The sequence below is a fragment of the Flammeovirga sp. AWQ4_249 genome (genome assembly GCF_056161045.1).
On sequence record NZ_JBSWYJ010000002.1, the window covers coordinates 39051 to 56949 of the forward strand.

Sequence of the window (17899 nt, forward strand, 5' to 3'; positions counted from 1 at the left end):
ACATCATTTTTATTCATTTCCCCTACTATGAGAAAAATGACATTAACACCCATTAATGTTTAACATCCAACTTCATACAAACCTAGTATCAATTCCTCCCGTTTTTCTAACCATCACTACGACAAAAGAAAATGAAATTATCATTAATAAAATTATTATGAAAACTACTTTAAAAACTGTCGCTACTATTTTACTATTTACAATTTCTTCAATAGTATTTGCTCAAAATGACCCACAAACAAAATCTTCATCAAATGGAGGACATTATTCTGGAGTCGGTTCATTAAATGTCGGTTTAGGTTTTGGATTTAACCATAGTGCTGGTGGTATAATGGCTGATTACGAATTCTTACAACTAGGACAAGATTTTACAATGGCTGCTGCTGTATCCTATTATGGTTGGGATACCTATTACGCAAATTATAACACTATAGGGTTAGGTGTACGTTTTAGATGGTATGCTGATAGAGTTTTAGGTATTACTTCTAGCAAATGGGATGTATTTGCATCAGGTGATATTGGATTTGGTATTACGAGTACTAATTATCATAATGGTTATGAAAGCTATCCTGGCGCAGGCGTTTCTCCAATCTATTGGGGATTAGGTATTGGTACAAAATATCACCTAAATGAAAAAATCGGTTTACATGCCATCATTGGTACTGGTGCACAATTCGGTGTGTCAATTGGACTATAGATCATAAATTAATATTTATAGGTGCTTCCCTCTTAGGAGAGAAGCACCTTTTTTTATTTATAAAACTACTAATCAGCTACTTAAAAACATAAAGCAAGTTAATTTTCTATGAAATATACATTCATTAAACAGTTGATTGTTAAATTGTTTGACATCAATCTAATTTTATTTCTACGTTTGTACTGTCTTCTATGAAGGACAAAAACTAAATAATTAATTACTACTATTTATGAAAACTACTTATAAAAGCTTACTAACAGCTTTATTACTTTGTATTGCTACTTTTGGTCATGCTCAAAATGAAAAAAATCAACAAAATCTTCAGGAGGAAACTACCAAGGAGTAGGTTCTTTAAATATGGGACTTCTTTGGGGACTCAATAGTTATAATAGCTTTGGTTTTGAAGCTGATTTTGAATTCCTTCAATTAGGTCAAGATTTCACACTGGCGGCCTATGGTTCATACTCAAGTTGGACCCACCATAATGGTCATGATCATGGATCACATAAACATGGAAATATCGGATTAGGAGTTCGATTTAGATGGTATGCCGATAGAGTTTTAGGGTTTACAAATGATAAATGGGATATTTTTGCAAGTGGGGATGTTGGATTTAATATCCATACCGGAGAGTATGATGATGCAAATATGTCAGGACTATTACTAGGAATAGGTATAGGTACTAAGTTCCATTTAAGTCAGAAAGTTGCCCTTCATGCTAGTATTGGGTCAAGCGCACAAGTTGGTGTGACGATTGGTTTATAATTAAATATGGGATATAGAATTCAATTTAATTATATTTTTTAAATCAATTCCTTAGGTGTTCTACAATGTAGAGCACCTTTTTTTACAAAAAAAAATCACTAAATTTCAATGCTTTACCCAAAATAAATTCAAAAAACAATATTAAATACATAGATCTCTAACAATCTCAGATATATTTGCAACATATTTAATTACTATACTAAACTTAATTTATCGATGAACAAACGATTTTTAACTTCACTACTTGTATTGTTAATGTCTTTACTAGTATTGGAAGGTACTGCACAAACTAAAAAACCTACCTACAACAAAAAATCAAATAACTACTCTAACGGTTCAGATTTTTATATCAACACTGGTGTTGGTATCAGCAACAATGGTATTCCATTTTATTTGGGATTAGATTACAATCCAGTTCACCCAGATATTTCACTTGGTGCAAGTTTTGGTTTTCATAACACAAAAGAACGTCATAATGATCACTATCATGAGTATCGTTCTTGGAACATTTCATTCAATGGTAACTATCATTTCAATAAGATTTTAAATATCCCTAATAACTTTGATGTTTATGCAGGTTTAAACATTGGTTATTATAATTTTAAAGATAAAAATAACCATGATGATCCAATTGATGACTGGTCTCACTACAACTCAGGAGTTGGTGTTGGTCTACAAGCTGGAGCAAGATGGTTCATCACTGACAAGATTGGTTTAAATCTTCAGTTTGGTGGAGGTACTAAATTTAGCAGTGGTAACTTTGGTGTAACTTTTAGATTATAATAGTAACTTTATACCATTGCAAATAATCTAACGACATGAATAAGCTATTCAAAACTCTTCCATTCATTTTTTTCCTCTTAGTAATACATTCTAGTTTTGCACAAGAAGTTTTATCTTCAAGCAATGATAATTATAGAGGACCAAAAACATTAAATATTGGTATAAACACAGGTTTTGGTGCTTATAATATTGGTGTACAGGCTGATTATGAAATTGGACAGATAGGCCAAGATTTTACGATTGGAGCATCTGTTGCATTTCAAAATTGGAATACTGCTAGTTATAAAGGAGCTTCATTTGCTTTTGGAGCTAGGGTAAGATGGTATGGAGATAGAGTTCTACAGATTACAGATCCTAAATGGGACGTATTTGCAAATGGTGACCTAGGTTTCAATATCAATGCTCCAAGTGCACTTTGGTGGGGTATTGGTCTCGGCGGAAAATATCATATTAATGAAAAATTTGGCTTACAAGCTATAATTGGAACTGGAGCTCAATTTGGTATGACTATTCAGCTTTAGTCACAACAATAACTTATGTACTTACTAATTTTCAACTAATAATTATTACACGTTTATGAGAAAAGTATTTAACTACTTCGTCTTTTCAATTTTATTCATTCTTTCTGCTTTTACAACTGGATATTCTCAGGAAAGTAACGGCGAAGGTGCATCTTACAAAGGACCTGGATCTTTAAATGTTGGTTTGAATATCAATGGTGGATTTGGTATCCACGGAGATTATGAGTTTAATCTTGCTCAAGATTTTACGGTTGGACCATCAGTAGATATGGCTTGGTGGAGCAACTATAGCTACAATTGGGCCTATTATAATTTTTCAGCAAGATTTAGATGGTATGCTGATAGAGTTATCGGATTTACAGATGATAAATGGGATTTATATGCTTTGGGAGATGCAGGTTTTATTATCTACTCTTACCCTAATGATGCTTATAATGACCTATATAGCTGGTCACCTTTTAATATTCAATTAGGTGCAGGTGGTAAATATCATATCAATGATAAAATTGGTATCCAAGCTACTCAAAGTTTCTTCTTAATCAATAGCTGGACTTCATGGAATTTCCAAATTGGTGTAGTCGTTCAACTATAGAATAGTTAGAAAATTTAAAATAACCACATCATGGCTTATTACTATAATAAGAAATGATGTGGTTATTTTTTTATTCTTTGTTTTATAAGATACAACACTATCTATTTTGTATTAAATTAAATATGCAAACAAGAAAGAAATTAAACGAAGATACCTTGTCGTAATTTATATCAATATAAATTACACCTTAACCAATAAATAAATACTAATCATAAAAAAGAAAAGCGGCCTCACATAATGAGCCGCTTTTTCTATGTCGTAAATTCTTATCCCCAAGAACGTACTAATCATTTATTTTCAATTTCTACCGATCTCTATTGAATACTAACTCGCTTTTAAATATCCCGTCAAATTTGTGACTTGAAAACTCGGATGGTGATTTTCAGTTTGCATCCACCCTTTCACTCTAACTGTAAAAGATTTCTCTGCATATCCTTTCAATATCTTCAAACCAATAGGTTTTAAGATTAACTCTAACCTTTGACCATCTTTAGTATTCAAAATAGCAAAAGCTTGATTACCTTGTAGATATACATTGCTTAAAATTCCTCTTATTACAGTTTTCATAATTGACTTGTCTGAATTAGTATGTTACAAACATAAACATAAATATGTTTAAATAAAAATCAATGATTATTTTTTAATCATATAAATTCATATTCAGCTGAAATTAAATCAATTACGTAATTAACATTATAAAATAAATGACAAAAAAAGAACCATCAATAATTTTATATTGATGGTTCTTTTAAATTCATATATAAGAAATATGTGCTATTTTTTATGGTGAAATACTGGACACCCTTCTGTATTAAAGACGCTCAATGCTCCATTAATAAGTTCTTCTGATGAAAAATGATTTCCACCTTCAACTATTCTCGATTCCAGTAAATCTAATATTTGATCAACATACCCTTCAGCAACTTTTCGTGTAACTTCATAGGAATCTTCTCCGATTTGTTTTTTAAATCGGTCCAATTCTCCGTTTACAAAATTCATGAACAGTTGACGAATCTCATCTCTTGTTTTTTCAAGGGACGTTGAAATTCGCTGTCTATGATAAGGGCAAAGGTTAGCTAAAACCTTTTGATTGAACATTTTATCTAAAGAAGATTCTAGACGTTGCATATATTATGTACTAAGTGCATTATCTCTCAAATACAAAAATAGGTTTTTTTTATATAAAAAACATCATTTTAATGACATCAATCACCTTAATTCACTCTAAACAATTGTTATTCAAAACATTAAACAGTTTAGAGTGTTTAATAGTGTTTAGAGTGTTTAAATCAAATCTAAAACACTCTCCACTTTTACCGGTGCAGATTTAATAAAACCTTCGGCAAATTGTGCTCCCACTCTCTGACCATATTCTCTAGCTCTTGCTTCTAAGAATTGCATAAACTGAGGTGTTGAGATAAAAGTCTGTGGTTCACCTGAAGCAGCATCAGAGCTATCTCCCACAAAAAATTGTGAACCAAATGCTTTAATTGCTTCTACCTTAGTATCCCACTCGTTTGTTACATCTACCACAAAGTCTGGTGTCAGATAATTAGATTGTATCATATGGAAAACATTTTGTGGCCTCCAAGGTTTTTGAGATTCACCATTTTCAAAGGTTTCTACCTTTCGAAGACCACTCATAAAGCATGCATCTACGACCAATCTTGCTCCTTTTCCATGATCAGGGTGTCTATCTTCTGGTGCATTAGTGATGATTAGCTCGGGTTGATATTTACGGATTATTCGAGATACTTCTTTTTGGTGCTCCGCATCATTTTTAAAGAAAAAGTCTGCAAAACCTAAATTATCTCTTACTGCTAAACCCATTACTTCAGAAGCTTTTGCCGCTTCTTCCATCCTTAATTCTGGTGTACCTCTTGTGCCCATCTCACCTTTTGTAAGATCAACAATCCCAACTTTTTTACCTGCTTTAATTTCTTTGATTAATGTACCTGAGCAACTTAATTCTGCATCATCTGGATGAGCACACAGGACTAGAATATCTAATTTCATTTTGAATAAATGTATGGGTAGTTTATAAAATTTGGTTGTAGGTTAACTTGAATGATCCGCAATAATCACCCATTGACCATCGATCTTTTTCCAAACTAATGAAAAATGACCTTCTAGATCTTTTGTCTCACGGGTTAAATGCCACTTCCCTACTACGAGTGCTACATTATCTGCTAATAGTTCAGTTTCTAATAATGTAAAATTCAATTTCCCCATTGCTTTTACATCAGGATACCCTTTTTTGTAATTCGCAAGTGTTTCATTCCACCCATAAGTCAAGCCACTTTTACCAATAAACATAAGTTGATCTGATTCCCAGTAACCTATCATAAATTGATCTAAATCACCTTGATTCCAAGAAGCTTCTTGTGTTTTTAATACCTTCTTAATTTGATTGATTTCTTCTGTTTCATTTACTTTAGATTGTGAACAGCCGAATAGAAAAGATAGTAAAAGAAGTAAAAAATAATTTTTCATCTAAAAAAGTGTAGTTAAAGGTAAACACCTACATATTCATAGTGAATCTATAAATACATAGGTGTTTTTGAGATAAAGAAGATTTATTCGTCTGTATCTTCTTCATCATCGTTTAATGCTTCAGCCCAATTTTCACCATGCTTTAACCATAATTGATTATAAGCAAAGGAATGGTGGTTGGGATATATTTTATAAAACTTATCAGAAACAAGTTCAAAGATTTTTCTCTTCAATTCTTCAACACCTTCATCTTTCAATGCAGAAACAAAAACAGAATTATTTTCTTTAGCTAAATAACTCTCTTTCCACTCTTCAATTGTAGCAGGAGGGTGTTCTTCAAATGGAGGATATTCCTTATCAATAAAATTATCTACTTTATTAAATACTAATAAGGTTGGTTTATCTGTAGCATTGATTTCTTTCAAAGTGTTATTGACAACAGTAACATGTTCCTCGAAAGATTCATGAGATACATCAACAACATGAATAAGAATATCTGCTTCTACGATCTCATCCAATGTTGATTTAAAAGATTCAATAAGTGTTGTCGGTAGTTTACGAATAAAACCTACTGTATCTGTCATTAAGAAAGGTACATTGTTCATCGTAATTTTCCTTACTGTAGAATCTACCGTTGCGAATAGTTTATTTTCTGCAAAGACATCAGCTTTACTCAATAAGCGCATAATCGTAGATTTTCCAACGTTGGTATACCCTACTAACGCAACACGAACTTCTTTGTCCCTGCCTTTTCTTCTCAAATCAGATTGCACCGCAATTTTCTTCAGCTTTTTACGTAATAAACTGATTTTATCACGGATGATACGCTTATCTGTTTCCAATTCTGTTTCACCAGGACCTTTCATACCAACACCACCACGCTGTCTTGAGTGGTGAGTCCATAAGTTCGTCAATCTTGGTAACATATATTGGTATTGTGCAAGCTCTACTTGTGTTTTTGCTTGAGAAGATTTTGCTCTCATTGCAAAAATTTGAAGGATCAATAAAGAACGGTCAATAATCATGATATCTTCCACTTCTCTATCCAAGTTTCTAGAGTGAGCAGACGACAAATCATCGTCAAAAATGATGGTATCTATGCCCTCAGCCTTCACATAGGTAATGATCTCTTCTAATTTGCCTTTCCCGACGAAGTATTTTTTATCAGGATGATCCAGGCGTTGGATAAACATTTTCTTAGTTTCAATCCCTAAAGTTGATGCTAAAAAAGCAAGCTCATCCAAATATTCTTGAGCTTTTTCGACTTTTTGGTCTTTAATTGCTAAACCTACAAGTACAGCTTGAGGCGCCTTATTGTCGCGTATATGATGAAATTCTTTTTTCAAGTATATCTTATTTTAATTGTCTAAATCAATTTTCAACTTTTTCAGTTTGATTTAGCAAGTTTTGTTTAAACAAATTTAATACAATTAATGCAATCGACCTACATTAATTAAGCATTCATTCCTAAAAGAGTTTCTAAATGATGCGTTGTAATACCATGTATCTTCTTGATTTCATTGATTTGAGCTACAACTTCAGGTTTTGGAGTATCTCTAATTTCATCTTGAACACCCACTACCAATACATTTTTTGGCGTATGTTCAGTGGTAATGAATTCAAAAACTTTCGTTTTATACCCATAAGCTTCCATAATCAACGCACGAATACCATCCGTCAACAATTCAGCTTGTCTTTCCTTTAAGATACCAAATTGAGTAATCTTATTTAAGCTATCTTGTGGTTCCAATTGCTTTCGCACTTGTTTATGACAACAAGGTGCACAAACAATTACTTTAGATTTTGCTTCAATTCCTCTATAGATCGCATCATCAGTGGCTGTATCACATGCATGTAAAGCAATCAACAAGTCAATTGCAGGAAGATCTACATCCTTGATTGTTCCTTCTTTAAAAGTAAGATGATCAAAGTGTGATTTTTCAGCAATGTCATTACACTTCTCTACCAATTCAGGACGCATCTCTACACCAATCACTTCTGGAGTCTGCTTTACAACATTTTTAAGATAATCATAAAGTGCAAAAGTTAAGTAACCTTTACCGGCTCCCATATCTACTACATTATAATTACCTGAAAGGTCCACATTCTTTAAAATACCTTCAATAATCTCAATATATTTATTGAGTTGACGGTATTTATCCTGCATGCTATTTTTTACTTTATATTCCTTAGTGGTTACACCAAGTTCTTGAAGGTATACATTTCCTTTCGTATCAATTAATCTTTTCTTTTGTTTATCGTGCTGCAATTCAGCTTGAGCTTTCATGGAAGCAGCCTTAACTCTCAACTTTGCAGAGTTTTTAGGAGAAATCAATAAATGAAAATCGTTTTCTACAGTGTATAAGTCAGCATTATAGAAATCTTCTTCTAAATACTTCATTACTGTGTCTACGATCTCATCAAAAGGAATATTCTTCGTAATATCATTTGTAGGGTATCTATGAATACAAGAAAGGTGTAAACCTTTTTTCAATTGCACCAATTTACCGTTGATCGATTTTAATTCCGCTTCTTTATTTCTTTTGTTCGATAAAGTGATTTTGATAAGGGTATTATTTTTCAAGCTATCCCTTAGTTGCTGTTCAAATTTATCGACATTTATAAGACTCATAATTCTCCTAATTTTTGATGAATCTACAAAATTACATATTTATTATGCTAAAGTCTTGTGAATTTGAACAATAGCTCTTAATGAAATAAAAAAAACAAAGGTTTTTCATTCTGAATTCCTCTTTTAAAAAATGGATAGGCTGATAATTTCATAAAAATAGAGACTCTACTAATTTTTAATATTCTGATAAGATTTATCTATTAATCTTATAAAAATTTAAAAAGTTGTATAAGATGTATATTAATGATACATTCATCCGGATTAGCACTGAATATTCATATTCTTCATTTGTTATCAACGTCAAATTATCTCATTTCACAAACAAGATTCATTAGAGTAGATGTATAAATTCTCATTTTTAAGACATATTTTATTCTTATCTATCACGGGTGCATTTTTAATTGGATGTGACCAAAGGTCTCAAGAAACACAAACAGACTTAGAAGTAGATTCAACTTTCATAGAAGTAGATACTTCTACTTATTTATTTGATATTAATGTAGATACATTATTGGTAGAACAACATGCTGTAAAGAGAAATGAAAATCTTTCAGACATTCTCGCAGATAACAATGTAGATTACCCTACTATATTTCAATTAGCCAATAACTCCAAGCCTGTTTTTGATGTTCGAAAATTGAAAAGAGGGAATGATTATACACTATTAAAAGCACAAGACTCTACAGAAACTTTACAATATTTCATCTACCAACAAGATCCTATTCATTATGTAGTTTTTGATCTTTTAGATTCAAATAAAGTATACCTTGGAGAGAAGCCTATTGAAATTGTAAAAAAAGAAGTTGGTGCTTCTATTGATTTGTCATTATATCAATCTCTAATTGATCTTGATGAATCACCTGCTTTGGTAAATGCACTTTCTGATGTTTTTGCTTGGCAAATTGACTTCTTCCATATCCAAAAAGGAGATGCTTTTAAAGTAATTTTATTTGAGCAAAAAGTAGATGGAGAAGTTATCGGTATTGATCATATAGAAGCTGCATATTTCAAGCATATGGGAAAAGATTACTATGCTTTTGATTATATGTATAAAGACAAAGACGAATTTTTCGATGAGAATGGAAATAGTTTAAGAAAAGAGTTTCTAAAGGCTCCACTACATTTTTCAAGAATATCTTCATCGTTTTCAAGAAGACGTTATCATCCTGTTCAAAAAAGATATAAGGCTCACTTAGGAACTGATTACGCTGCTCCAATAGGCACTCCAATTCATAGTGTTGGTGACGGAGTAGTTGTGGCTGCTAAATATTCTAGATACAATGGTAATTATGTAAAAGTGAGACATAACTCCGTTTATACTACGCAATATTTACATATGTCAAAAATCAAAAAAGGCATTCGTAATGGCGTATCTGTAAAACAAGGAGATGTGATTGGTTATGTAGGTAAAACAGGATTAGCTACTGGACCACATTTATGTTTTAGATTCTGGAAAAATGGTAAGCAGGTAGATCCAAGAAGACAAGAAATTCCTTCGTCTGATCCACTCCCTGATTCATTGATCACCGACTATCAAACTTTCATTAAACCAATGAAAAAAGAGTTGGATCAATTAGAATTAACTGTCTCTGAAAAAGAAAGTAAATGATCAGAAAATTAATTCAATCCGACAGCAATAGTGCACTTGAAATCATCAAAAGTGTCACTACAAAAATGCGAGCAATGGGTATTGATCAATGGGATGAACAATACCCTACGTTAAACGATATTACTTCAGATATTGATAAAACGGATGCCTTTGGTTTTTTTGAAGGAGATCGATTGATAGGTTATGTCATTTTCAATGCAGAGTATGATGTAGAATACAACGACATTGATTGGTTGAATAAAAAAAGTGATTTCTTAGTCATGCACCGTCTTTCTGTACATTCTGATCATCAAGGAAAAGGTATTGCCAAAAAATTAATAAAGTATGGTGAAGAGTTAGCATTAAATAATAACTTATCTTCTTTACGTTTTGACGCCTTCCGTAAAAATTACATCTCTAATGCTGTTTATGAAAAAATGGGCTATGTAAATAGAGGTACTGTAATCTTCAGAAAAGGTGAATTCAATTGCTATGAAAAAATCTTAAAGCATTAAAACTAATCCCTTTAATTTATCCTTATTTATTGATAAATTAAAGTATGAAGAGAAACGAAAACCTTATTCCATTATCCCATGATCATCACCATGGATTACTTTTTTGCAGCCGATTAAAAAAAGTTGACAATACATCACCTGAAGTTGTACTAGAGTATATCAACGACTACTATAAAAATCTCTTAGAAAAACATCTAGAAGAGGAAGAAAATGCTTTCCTTCATTTTATTCATGATGAAAAATTAAAAACTAAATTCTTAAATGATCATCAAATGATTCATCAGATGGTCAATAATATCAATGCATTTACAGAAGACATCTTTGACCAAGCAAAAATATTAGGCTTATTTCTGAATAGTCATATACGGTTTGAAGAGAGAATATTATTTCCTTGGTTAGAAAAACATTTAGAGGAAAGTGAGTTATTTTCTATTGGAAATGAATTGGATGTTGATGTAACAGAAGCAGATGCTCATGCTTTTGAGCCTATTTTTTAGGAAAAAGCACCCAATAATTAGGGCTTAGTTTTGGTCAAAACCCAAAAATTAAGCCCTAGTTGAACAATGGCGGTGTAGCCATGAAATACAGACTTGTATGGAAATTAGGATGGACTTTTCGATTACTCGGAAGGTCTTTTTTGTGGATACTGTTTTTTCTTTACTCCGAATTATTGTCAAAAGTTGAATTATTAGAAGAAATCTTCTTTCTTTTTTTGCTGAAACTTGCTCATTTTGGAAAGTCTAGGGTGTAACGTTCCAGGCTTATTTTCATAAGCAAAAAAATGAGGTCAGAAGAAGTTAATTCAAAGTATCCACCACATCACTTTTTAGTTTTGGAGGTGCACGCTGATGAGTAATTCTAGGCATAATCACCATTGTTCTTTCACCACAACAAGGACATTTTTTTGGATCATAACCTAGTCTTTCAACTGAAATTTTAATCCAGTCCCATTCGATGATTTTTGGAGGTTTTTGACCAATGGATACTCTGATTTTCTCCACTCTCTTTTTCTTTATAGCTCCATTGTAAAAGCCAAAATGTCGTATCCTTCGGAAGCCTTTTGGTAGGAGATGTCTAGCATACCTTTGGATGAATTCAATGTCAGAAAGAGTCATCTCTTTTTTCTTTCCACCTTGCCTGTAATCCTTGTACGCGAAAGTGACTTTCCCCTCCGAATAATCTAATAATCGATGATTAGAAATAGCTGTTTTATGCGTATATCTTCCAAGATATTGGATGATTTGTTTCGCTCCGCCAAATGGTCTTTTTGCATAAACTACCCATTCTTTTTGAAAGCAATTTCTAGCAATTTCACCTTCGAAAAGTGTTCTTATTGTACTTTTTTCTCTGATTTTATGGATAAGCTTTGCTCTAAACATTTTCGCAAGTCCTTTTGCTGGAAAAAGATATTTTCCTGTTTGATCAGTACTCTTCCAATGTTTACCATGACATAATGCTCCACCCGGAATAATACAATGTAGATGAGGGTGTAATGTCAAGTTTTGACCCCATGTATGCAAAACGGCAATCATCCCCATTTCACCTTCAAAAGAGACTTTTCCGAAGTTTTTGATTGTCTCCCAAGTCGCTTCAAAAAGGCAATTATATATCTCTTTTGGATAGTTCAAAAACAGTGGGTTTAGGTGATGAGGCACTGTAAAAACTGTATGAAAATAAGGCACATCAAGTACTTCTTCTTCCCGTTTCAAAATCCATTTTTCTCTATACGTTGCTTGACACTTTGGACAATTTCTATTTCTACAACTGTTATAAGAAACACGCACTTCTTTACAATTTTCGCAATGATCCAGGTGCCTTCCCATCTGAGCTGTCCGGCAGATTGTCATGGCATGTAAATCGAATTTTTGCCTAGCCAAAAACTGTGTAGACGTCCTCCAAAACTGTTGCTTATTAAGAATCTGAGCGATCTCTATTTTTGGTTGCATAGATCTTATCGAAAGGGGAGAAAGAATTGGATTTTTTGATGGTGGCAAGGTTTAGATAAATCAGAGTCGTTTGTAATGCTTCATGTCCAAGTAGTTCCTTCAAAGTGAAGGGGTCCATTCCCATTTCGATGCAATGCGTGGCGTAGGTGTGTCTCAAAGTATGGATCGTGACTCTTTTTTTGATGTTGGTTTTCTTCAGTGTTTCACGAAAAATTGTACCTATAGAGTTGGTAGCCATGTGTTTACTATTATCGTAACCTTCGAATAACCATACTTTTGGTCTTACATGTTTTAAGTATTTTTCCAATCCTACTTTTATGGTTTTTGAAAGAGGAACAATTCTATTTTTACTGTATTTTGTATCGCGTATATAAATTGTCATACGCTCAAAATCTATATCAGCAACTTTTAGCCGTGCAGCTTCTCTAATTCGGAGTCCAGCTGCATATATTAAAGCAAATAATACTCTGTGTTTTAAATGTTTAGGAGTTTTGAAAATGATTTTACACTCATCAATAGATAAAATATCAGGGATAGAATCATTTCTTTTTAAAGTGGGTAGGCGTATTGCTCTATCATCTCTATCACTTAATCTAAAGATATATCTTAGGGCATATACATAATGTTTGAAGATCGTGTAAGAAGTATTATTTTTTTCTTTGAGGAGAAGTAGATAATCATTAATTTGATCATCGGAAAGTTCAAGAGGTACCTTTTTAAAATACAATGATATGCTAGCGATAGTTCTCATGTAGTTATTAAAGGTAGAAGTAGATTTTCCACTCAATATCATGTTCTGATACACTTGATCAAACATGTTTTTAAAATCAGGAACAACACGTTTCGCTTTTTCGACTATCGTCTCTTTTTTTTCATCTTAAATAGCTTAAAAATTTACAATTAAATTAAGATGCAAATATAAGAATAGGAGGGCTTTAGCTAGCGGAGCTTTTGTTCAACAATAAATAATTATTATTGAGCACTAATTCCCTTTGAGCTAATAAAAATAGTCAGGGTTAAAAAGTACCTTTTGTTTTATCGATTAAGGTCTTAAAAATCAAGAAATAGGATATATATTTCCCTTCTAAAACAAAGACTTGATGTTGCTTATCTTCGATTAAGAATTGAATTTTTTCTACTTTATTAAAAAGAAAAATAGTGTTTTTTTTCTTTTGCGTTTGCTTGATATCAACCACTTTATACTCCTTAAAAGGTTGAATCTTTTGTTTCTTATGTGATGCAGGATGATACAGTTTTAATGTATTATAGGTAATCATCGTATCACCAATATCCACTTCTTTTGGAGGAACTCTATATTCCTCTTCTTGATTTTGTGCAAAAATAAACGTGTGCAAAAACACGAATAAAACAAGCAGCATACGTTTCATGTAGTTAGAATAAAATTGAGATAAATAAAAAAGTTGATTGAATACCGTACACAGAATGTATTATGGCTATTATTGAGAAATGTATTTAGGAATTATTTTATGATGAATAGATATGAATGAATTTAAAGGCTTAACAAATAGAAAATTAGATTTATTTAAAATGTACAATAAAGAAAATTAAAGACATGAAGTGGACAGAAAACACCTGCAAACATACGTTAACCATTAAAATCAACGATAAAAAAAAGCCATAGTAGATGTTCTATCCACTATGGCTTTTTGATTGAAAGTCGAAATAACTTTCTATATGTTACTTATGAAATTGAAGGAATTTCAACAACTTCATTTACATCAGCATCATAATTTACTCCTTCTACATTGAAACCAAATAGGTTAAAGAAGTCATCAGAGTATCCTTTCAGATCACCGATTTCAGGTAAGTTTTCAGTAGTTGCCTCAGCCCAAAGTTTATCTACTTCAGCTTGAACATCTTCACGCATTTCCCAATCGTCGATACGTATTCTACCTTTTTCATCCAATTTCATATCATCACCATAGATACGGTCAGCATATAAACGTTGGATTTGCTCGATACAACCTTCGTGAATTCCTTTTGCCTTCATGATTTTATACAATAATGAAATATATAAAGGAATAACAGGAATCGCTGAAGAAGCTTGTGTTACTAAAGCTTTGTTTACTGAAACAACTGCATTACCGTTGATATCTTTTAATTTATCAGCGATTTTGAAAGCAGTAGCTTCTAAGTGGTCCTTAGCAGCACCAATAGTACCTTTTCTGTATACTGGTTCCGTTAATTTTGGTCCGATATAAGAGTAAGCGAATGTTTTGCAACCTTCTGCTAAAACACCTGCTTCTTTCATTGCGTCGATCCACATTTCCCAGTCTTCACCGCCCATTACTTCTACAGTATTAGCGATATCGTCTTCTGTTGCAGGTTGGATAGTTACCTCAGTAACATTACCTGTATGGAAATCAACTGTTTTATTTGAGAATACATCTCCGATCGGCTTTAATACCGATTTATGTCTTTTACCTGTATTAGGGTTAGTTCTCACTGGAGAAGCTAAGCTATAGATAACAAGATCAACTTGACCTAAGTCTTCTTTGATCATATCGATAGTTTGCTTTTTGATTTCGTTAGAGAAAGCATCTCCATTGATACTTTTAGCATATAATCCTGCTTCTGAAGCTTGTTTTTCAAATGCAGCACTATTGTACCAACCTGGTGAAGCTGGGCGACCTGCTGATGGACCTTTTTCTAAAAATACACCGATAGTTGCAGCCCCAGAACCAAATGCACTTGTAATTCTAGATGCTAATCCAAAACCTGTAGATGCACCAATTACCAATACTTTTTTAGCACCGTCAATTTCTCCTTTTGACTTCACATATTCAATCTGATTGATCACATTTTGTTCACATCCAGTAGGGTGTGATGTCAAACAGATGAAACCTCTAGTTTTAGGTTCAATAATCATTGTTTGTTCTCTATTTACATTCGCTTTTTAGGGCGAAATTTGACTTAAAAATAAATGGTCCTATTTTTTTGAACCCCCAAAGGTATAAATTTTTTTAAGAAAAATTGACCTGAAATATAGATATTACTCCAAACTATAGGATTCTTTAAGTAATGAATAATTACTCACAAATTATAGGTTACCTGCTTCTCTAGAAGCAATTACATATTTGATATCTGCATAAGAATAACGATCTCCAAGACTTTCTTTAATTGCTTTTAAAGACATTGATTCTGCTTCATCAAGTTCTCCTTCTATGATAATTCTCTTCTTATTGGATAAAACTTCTTTGATATCAATTTTACCTTGAGCAATCAATTTTGCAAAATGTGTTTCTACTGAAGTCGTTGTAATTCCTCTCTCTTTTGCAATTTCACCTATATCTTTTCCTTTTCTAAATAAAATATAGGTTTCTATATGTGAAGAAAGTTTTGGTTTCTTTTCAGCAATTGATTTAGCTTTTGGTTTTTCATAAGATTTTACTTCTGTTGCTTTATGAGAAATCTTATAATCGGGCTTCCCTACATCTTCTTTCTTTAAATCTTCATTTTTCTGATAAGAAATAATCAATCGCTCCGCTCTTAATAGTTTTTGAGCACGTTGATAGAATAACGAAGATAAAGCGACTAATTCATTTCTATAACCAATTACTCCTGGAACTCCATCTAAAGAAGTAATCTTATTTTGAATATTATTATGTTCCTCTTTAAACTGAGCATCAAAATATTTATTGGCTTTATGTACTCTATCTAAAAGATGAATAATATAACCTTTCTCTTCTTCTGTTATAATTTTATGAACTTCATGGATAAATTTATTACCTACTTTCACAAAACCTTTGACCTTTTCATGTATCGCTTTCGCCCACTCTTTATGAGCCATTTTTCGTGACATATTTCCATCCATATTGTAAGAGGCAACATGTTCCAGTAATTGTTCTGAAAGAAATTGGAAGTTAAAAGCATTATAGATTGTTTGATAAATATAGTTCTTACTTTGTTGCTGTAAGATTGGTTTTAACTCTTCAACTGTTTGATTACTTTGTGTAAAATGACTCAAATGACGATCGATATCTATTCCTCTCGCAGAGATTGGAGACGATAAAACGAGTCCATCTAAACTAGTCAATCGAGATAAAGCTACATAGGTTTGTCCTGCCGCAAATGCTTTTCCAACATCTATAATTGCTTTATCAAATGTCAATCCTTGACTTTTATGTACGGTGATTGCCCAAGCAAGACGTAATGGGTATTGATGAAATTCTCCTATAAGCTTTTCCTCTACTTCATTGGTTTCTTTATTCAATACATATTTTTTGTTTTCCCAAACATAAGGCTCCACCATTACTTCAGGAGATCCATCATCAAATTCTACATAAATGCCGTCGTGAGATAAAGAAGAAATATGACCAATTTTCCCATTGTAATATCTTGATTCACCAGAGTAGTCATTTTTTATAAACATTACTTGAGCTCCTCTTTTAAACCTTAATACCTCTTCATTAGGATATTGATTTTCGTTGAAATCTCCTTCTACTTTGGCTTTATATTTAAACTCCTTAGATTTTATCTTATTTAACCAACTTTCATTCTTTTCATTGGCTATTTTATTATGGGTTGTCAGTTGAATGTATCCATCTTCAAGAGATTGTTTGAATTCTGGATCATAAAATGAATTCAATACATTTACATCATCAGCTGTTGTTTTATTTTCTCTTAGATTGTTTAATACATTAACAAAAACAGGGTCAGATTGACGATATACTTTTTCAAGAGCAACATGTACCAAACTTGTCTCTTGAAATACTTTAGCACTGAAAAAATAAGCGTTATTGTAATATTTATTTAGGTGAAACCATTCATCATTCTTTACAACTGGAGGCAATTGTAACATATCTCCAATAAAAAGAACTTGAACACCACCAAAAGCTTCATTTTTTCTCTTTCGAATTAACCTTAAAATAAAATCAATTGCATCGAGCATATCCGCTCTTAACATACTGACTTCGTCTATAATTAAAAGTTCTAATTGACGTAAAATATCTCTTTTTGAGCGATTCATTTGAAGCTGTTTTAAAAGAGATTTGGGTGTATTAATATGTGCAATTGTCGTTGTATTTTCATCAAACTTCAGATTTTCATCTGGAATAAAAGCGCCAAATGGTAATTGAAATAAAGAATGAATTGTTACACCTCCAGCATTGATTGCCGCAATACCTGTTGGTGCTGTCACTGCTACATTTTTATGTGTTTCTTTTTCTATAGATCGTAAGAGAGTTGTTTTTCCAGTTCCAGCTTTTCCTGTTAAAAAAACATTACAGTTTGTAGTATTGATATAGCGAGAAACAAGTTCTGCATATTCATTTTTCATGAATCGTTCTGATTTAAAGAATTCTTAATTGGATACAAACTCAATTTCGATAAAAAGCGTAATATTTC

General features: G+C 32.3%; 19 protein-coding genes. 8 read left to right on the forward strand and 11 right to left on the reverse strand.

The window, feature by feature from the left end:
- Positions 1 to 55 precede the first annotated feature (55 nt).
- From ACXAHM_RS02110 to ACXAHM_RS02130, 5 genes are all read left to right on the forward strand, one after another.
- Positions 56 to 697 (forward strand): hypothetical protein, encoded by a 642-nt coding sequence (locus ACXAHM_RS02110; RefSeq protein WP_474958742.1) that lies wholly within the window; start codon positions 56 to 58, stop codon positions 695 to 697.
- Positions 698 to 1054: 357 nt separating this feature from the next.
- Positions 1055 to 1462 (forward strand): hypothetical protein, encoded by a 408-nt coding sequence (locus tag ACXAHM_RS02115; RefSeq protein ID WP_474958743.1) that lies wholly within the window; start codon positions 1055 to 1057, stop codon positions 1460 to 1462.
- A gap of 255 nt (positions 1463 to 1717) precedes the next feature.
- Positions 1718 to 2245: a transporter gene (locus ACXAHM_RS02120; RefSeq protein ID WP_474958744.1), complete on the forward strand. Its 528-nt coding sequence runs from the start codon at positions 1718 to 1720 to the stop codon at positions 2243 to 2245.
- Between the two features lie 35 nt (positions 2246 to 2280).
- The gene (locus tag ACXAHM_RS02125) at positions 2281 to 2766 is read left to right on the forward strand and encodes a hypothetical protein (protein ID WP_474958745.1); all 486 of its coding nucleotides are present in this window, start codon (positions 2281 to 2283) and stop codon (positions 2764 to 2766) included.
- A gap of 55 nt (positions 2767 to 2821) precedes the next feature.
- Positions 2822 to 3358 (forward strand): hypothetical protein, encoded by a 537-nt coding sequence (locus tag ACXAHM_RS02130; RefSeq protein ID WP_474958746.1) that lies wholly within the window; start codon positions 2822 to 2824, stop codon positions 3356 to 3358.
- Positions 3359 to 3682: 324 nt separating this feature from the next.
- Here the strand turns inward: ACXAHM_RS02130 and ACXAHM_RS02135 are convergent, their stop codons facing one another.
- From ACXAHM_RS02135 to ACXAHM_RS02160, 6 genes are all read right to left on the reverse strand, one after another.
- Positions 3683 to 3925, reverse strand: coding sequence for a hypothetical protein (locus ACXAHM_RS02135; protein ID WP_474958747.1), 243 nt, complete (start codon positions 3923 to 3925; stop codon positions 3683 to 3685).
- Positions 3926 to 4132: 207 nt separating this feature from the next.
- A complete protein-coding gene (locus ACXAHM_RS02140) occupies positions 4133 to 4486 on the reverse strand; it encodes a hypothetical protein (RefSeq protein ID WP_474958748.1) in 354 nt (117 codons plus the stop codon).
- 156 nt (positions 4487 to 4642) lie between these two features.
- On the reverse strand, positions 4643 to 5374 hold the full coding sequence (gene bshB1, locus ACXAHM_RS02145; RefSeq protein WP_474958749.1) for a bacillithiol biosynthesis deacetylase BshB1: 732 nt from the start codon (positions 5372 to 5374) through the stop codon (positions 4643 to 4645).
- A 42-nt stretch (positions 5375 to 5416) separates the two neighbouring features.
- Complete coding sequence (locus ACXAHM_RS02150; RefSeq protein ID WP_474958750.1) at positions 5417 to 5851, reverse strand: YybH family protein; 435 nt, start codon at positions 5849 to 5851, stop codon at positions 5417 to 5419.
- An 83-nt stretch (positions 5852 to 5934) separates the two neighbouring features.
- The gene (gene hflX, locus ACXAHM_RS02155) at positions 5935 to 7197 is read right to left on the reverse strand and encodes a GTPase HflX (RefSeq protein ID WP_474958751.1); all 1263 of its coding nucleotides are present in this window, start codon (positions 7195 to 7197) and stop codon (positions 5935 to 5937) included.
- A gap of 107 nt (positions 7198 to 7304) precedes the next feature.
- The gene (locus tag ACXAHM_RS02160; RefSeq protein WP_474958752.1) at positions 7305 to 8483 is read right to left on the reverse strand and encodes a class I SAM-dependent methyltransferase; all 1179 of its coding nucleotides are present in this window, start codon (positions 8481 to 8483) and stop codon (positions 7305 to 7307) included.
- Positions 8484 to 8823: 340 nt separating this feature from the next.
- On the opposite strand from ACXAHM_RS02160, the gene ACXAHM_RS02165 reads away from it, so the two are divergent.
- From ACXAHM_RS02165 to ACXAHM_RS02175, 3 genes are read left to right on the forward strand one after another with little or no spacing between them, the layout of a single operon-like run.
- Positions 8824 to 10092, forward strand: coding sequence for a peptidoglycan DD-metalloendopeptidase family protein (locus tag ACXAHM_RS02165; protein WP_474958753.1), 1269 nt, complete (start codon positions 8824 to 8826; stop codon positions 10090 to 10092).
- Positions 10089 to 10586, forward strand: coding sequence for a GNAT family N-acetyltransferase (locus tag ACXAHM_RS02170; protein WP_474958754.1), 498 nt, complete (start codon positions 10089 to 10091; stop codon positions 10584 to 10586). The genes ACXAHM_RS02165 and ACXAHM_RS02170 overlap by 4 nt, the downstream gene beginning before the upstream one ends.
- Before the next feature lie 44 nt (positions 10587 to 10630).
- Complete coding sequence (locus ACXAHM_RS02175; RefSeq protein ID WP_474958755.1) at positions 10631 to 11083, forward strand: hypothetical protein; 453 nt, start codon at positions 10631 to 10633, stop codon at positions 11081 to 11083.
- Between the two features lie 300 nt (positions 11084 to 11383).
- On the opposite strand, the gene ACXAHM_RS02180 is transcribed toward ACXAHM_RS02175, so the two are convergent.
- The 5 genes from ACXAHM_RS02180 to ACXAHM_RS02200 form a co-directional block, all read right to left on the reverse strand.
- Positions 11384 to 12532, reverse strand: coding sequence for an IS91 family transposase (locus tag ACXAHM_RS02180; protein WP_474958756.1), 1149 nt, complete (start codon positions 12530 to 12532; stop codon positions 11384 to 11386).
- Positions 12498 to 13349 (reverse strand): tyrosine-type recombinase/integrase, encoded by an 852-nt coding sequence (locus ACXAHM_RS02185; RefSeq protein ID WP_474958757.1) that lies wholly within the window; start codon positions 13347 to 13349, stop codon positions 12498 to 12500. The genes ACXAHM_RS02180 and ACXAHM_RS02185 overlap by 35 nt, the downstream gene beginning before the upstream one ends.
- 199 nt (positions 13350 to 13548) lie before the next feature.
- A complete protein-coding gene (locus tag ACXAHM_RS02190) occupies positions 13549 to 13887 on the reverse strand; it encodes a hypothetical protein (RefSeq protein ID WP_474958758.1) in 339 nt (112 codons plus the stop codon).
- A 347-nt stretch (positions 13888 to 14234) separates the two neighbouring features.
- Positions 14235 to 15422: an enoyl-ACP reductase FabV gene (fabV, locus tag ACXAHM_RS02195; protein ID WP_474958759.1), complete on the reverse strand. Its 1188-nt coding sequence runs from the start codon at positions 15420 to 15422 to the stop codon at positions 14235 to 14237.
- 171 nt (positions 15423 to 15593) lie between these two features.
- Positions 15594 to 17831, reverse strand: coding sequence for a helix-turn-helix domain-containing protein (locus tag ACXAHM_RS02200; RefSeq protein WP_474958760.1), 2238 nt, complete (start codon positions 17829 to 17831; stop codon positions 15594 to 15596).
- Positions 17832 to 17899: the final 68 nt, after the last annotated feature.

What these genes read in the sequence shown, in the direction of transcription:
- ACXAHM_RS02110 (WP_474958742.1), top strand. Translation starts at nt 56, where the DNA reads ATGTTTAACATCCAACTTCATACAAACCTAGTATCAATTCCTCCCGTT.
- ACXAHM_RS02115 (WP_474958743.1), top strand. Translation starts at nt 1,055, where the DNA reads ATGGGACTTCTTTGGGGACTCAATAGTTATAATAGCTTTGGTTTTGAA.
- ACXAHM_RS02120 (WP_474958744.1), top strand. Translation starts at nt 1,718, where the DNA reads ATGTCTTTACTAGTATTGGAAGGTACTGCACAAACTAAAAAACCTACC.
- ACXAHM_RS02125 (WP_474958745.1), top strand. Translation starts at nt 2,281, where the DNA reads ATGAATAAGCTATTCAAAACTCTTCCATTCATTTTTTTCCTCTTAGTA.
- ACXAHM_RS02130 (WP_474958746.1), top strand. Translation starts at nt 2,822, where the DNA reads ATGAGAAAAGTATTTAACTACTTCGTCTTTTCAATTTTATTCATTCTT.
- ACXAHM_RS02135 (WP_474958747.1), bottom strand. Translation starts at nt 3,925, where the DNA reads ATGAAAACTGTAATAAGAGGAATTTTAAGCAATGTATATCTACAAGGT.
- ACXAHM_RS02140 (WP_474958748.1), bottom strand. Translation starts at nt 4,486, where the DNA reads ATGCAACGTCTAGAATCTTCTTTAGATAAAATGTTCAATCAAAAGGTT.
- bshB1 (WP_474958749.1), bottom strand. Translation starts at nt 5,374, where the DNA reads ATGAAATTAGATATTCTAGTCCTGTGTGCTCATCCAGATGATGCAGAA.
- ACXAHM_RS02150 (WP_474958750.1), bottom strand. Translation starts at nt 5,851, where the DNA reads ATGAAAAATTATTTTTTACTTCTTTTACTATCTTTTCTATTCGGCTGT.
- ACXAHM_RS02160 (WP_474958752.1), bottom strand. Translation starts at nt 8,483, where the DNA reads ATGAGTCTTATAAATGTCGATAAATTTGAACAGCAACTAAGGGATAGC.
- ACXAHM_RS02165 (WP_474958753.1), top strand. Translation starts at nt 8,824, where the DNA reads ATGTATAAATTCTCATTTTTAAGACATATTTTATTCTTATCTATCACG.
- ACXAHM_RS02170 (WP_474958754.1), top strand. Translation starts at nt 10,089, where the DNA reads ATGATCAGAAAATTAATTCAATCCGACAGCAATAGTGCACTTGAAATC.
- ACXAHM_RS02175 (WP_474958755.1), top strand. Translation starts at nt 10,631, where the DNA reads ATGAAGAGAAACGAAAACCTTATTCCATTATCCCATGATCATCACCAT.
- ACXAHM_RS02180 (WP_474958756.1), bottom strand. Translation starts at nt 12,532, where the DNA reads ATGCAACCAAAAATAGAGATCGCTCAGATTCTTAATAAGCAACAGTTT.
- ACXAHM_RS02185 (WP_474958757.1), bottom strand. Translation starts at nt 13,349, where the DNA reads ATGTTTGATCAAGTGTATCAGAACATGATATTGAGTGGAAAATCTACT.
- fabV (WP_474958759.1), bottom strand. Translation starts at nt 15,422, where the DNA reads ATGATTATTGAACCTAAAACTAGAGGTTTCATCTGTTTGACATCACAC.
- ACXAHM_RS02200 (WP_474958760.1), bottom strand. Translation starts at nt 17,831, where the DNA reads ATGAAAAATGAATATGCAGAACTTGTTTCTCGCTATATCAATACTACA.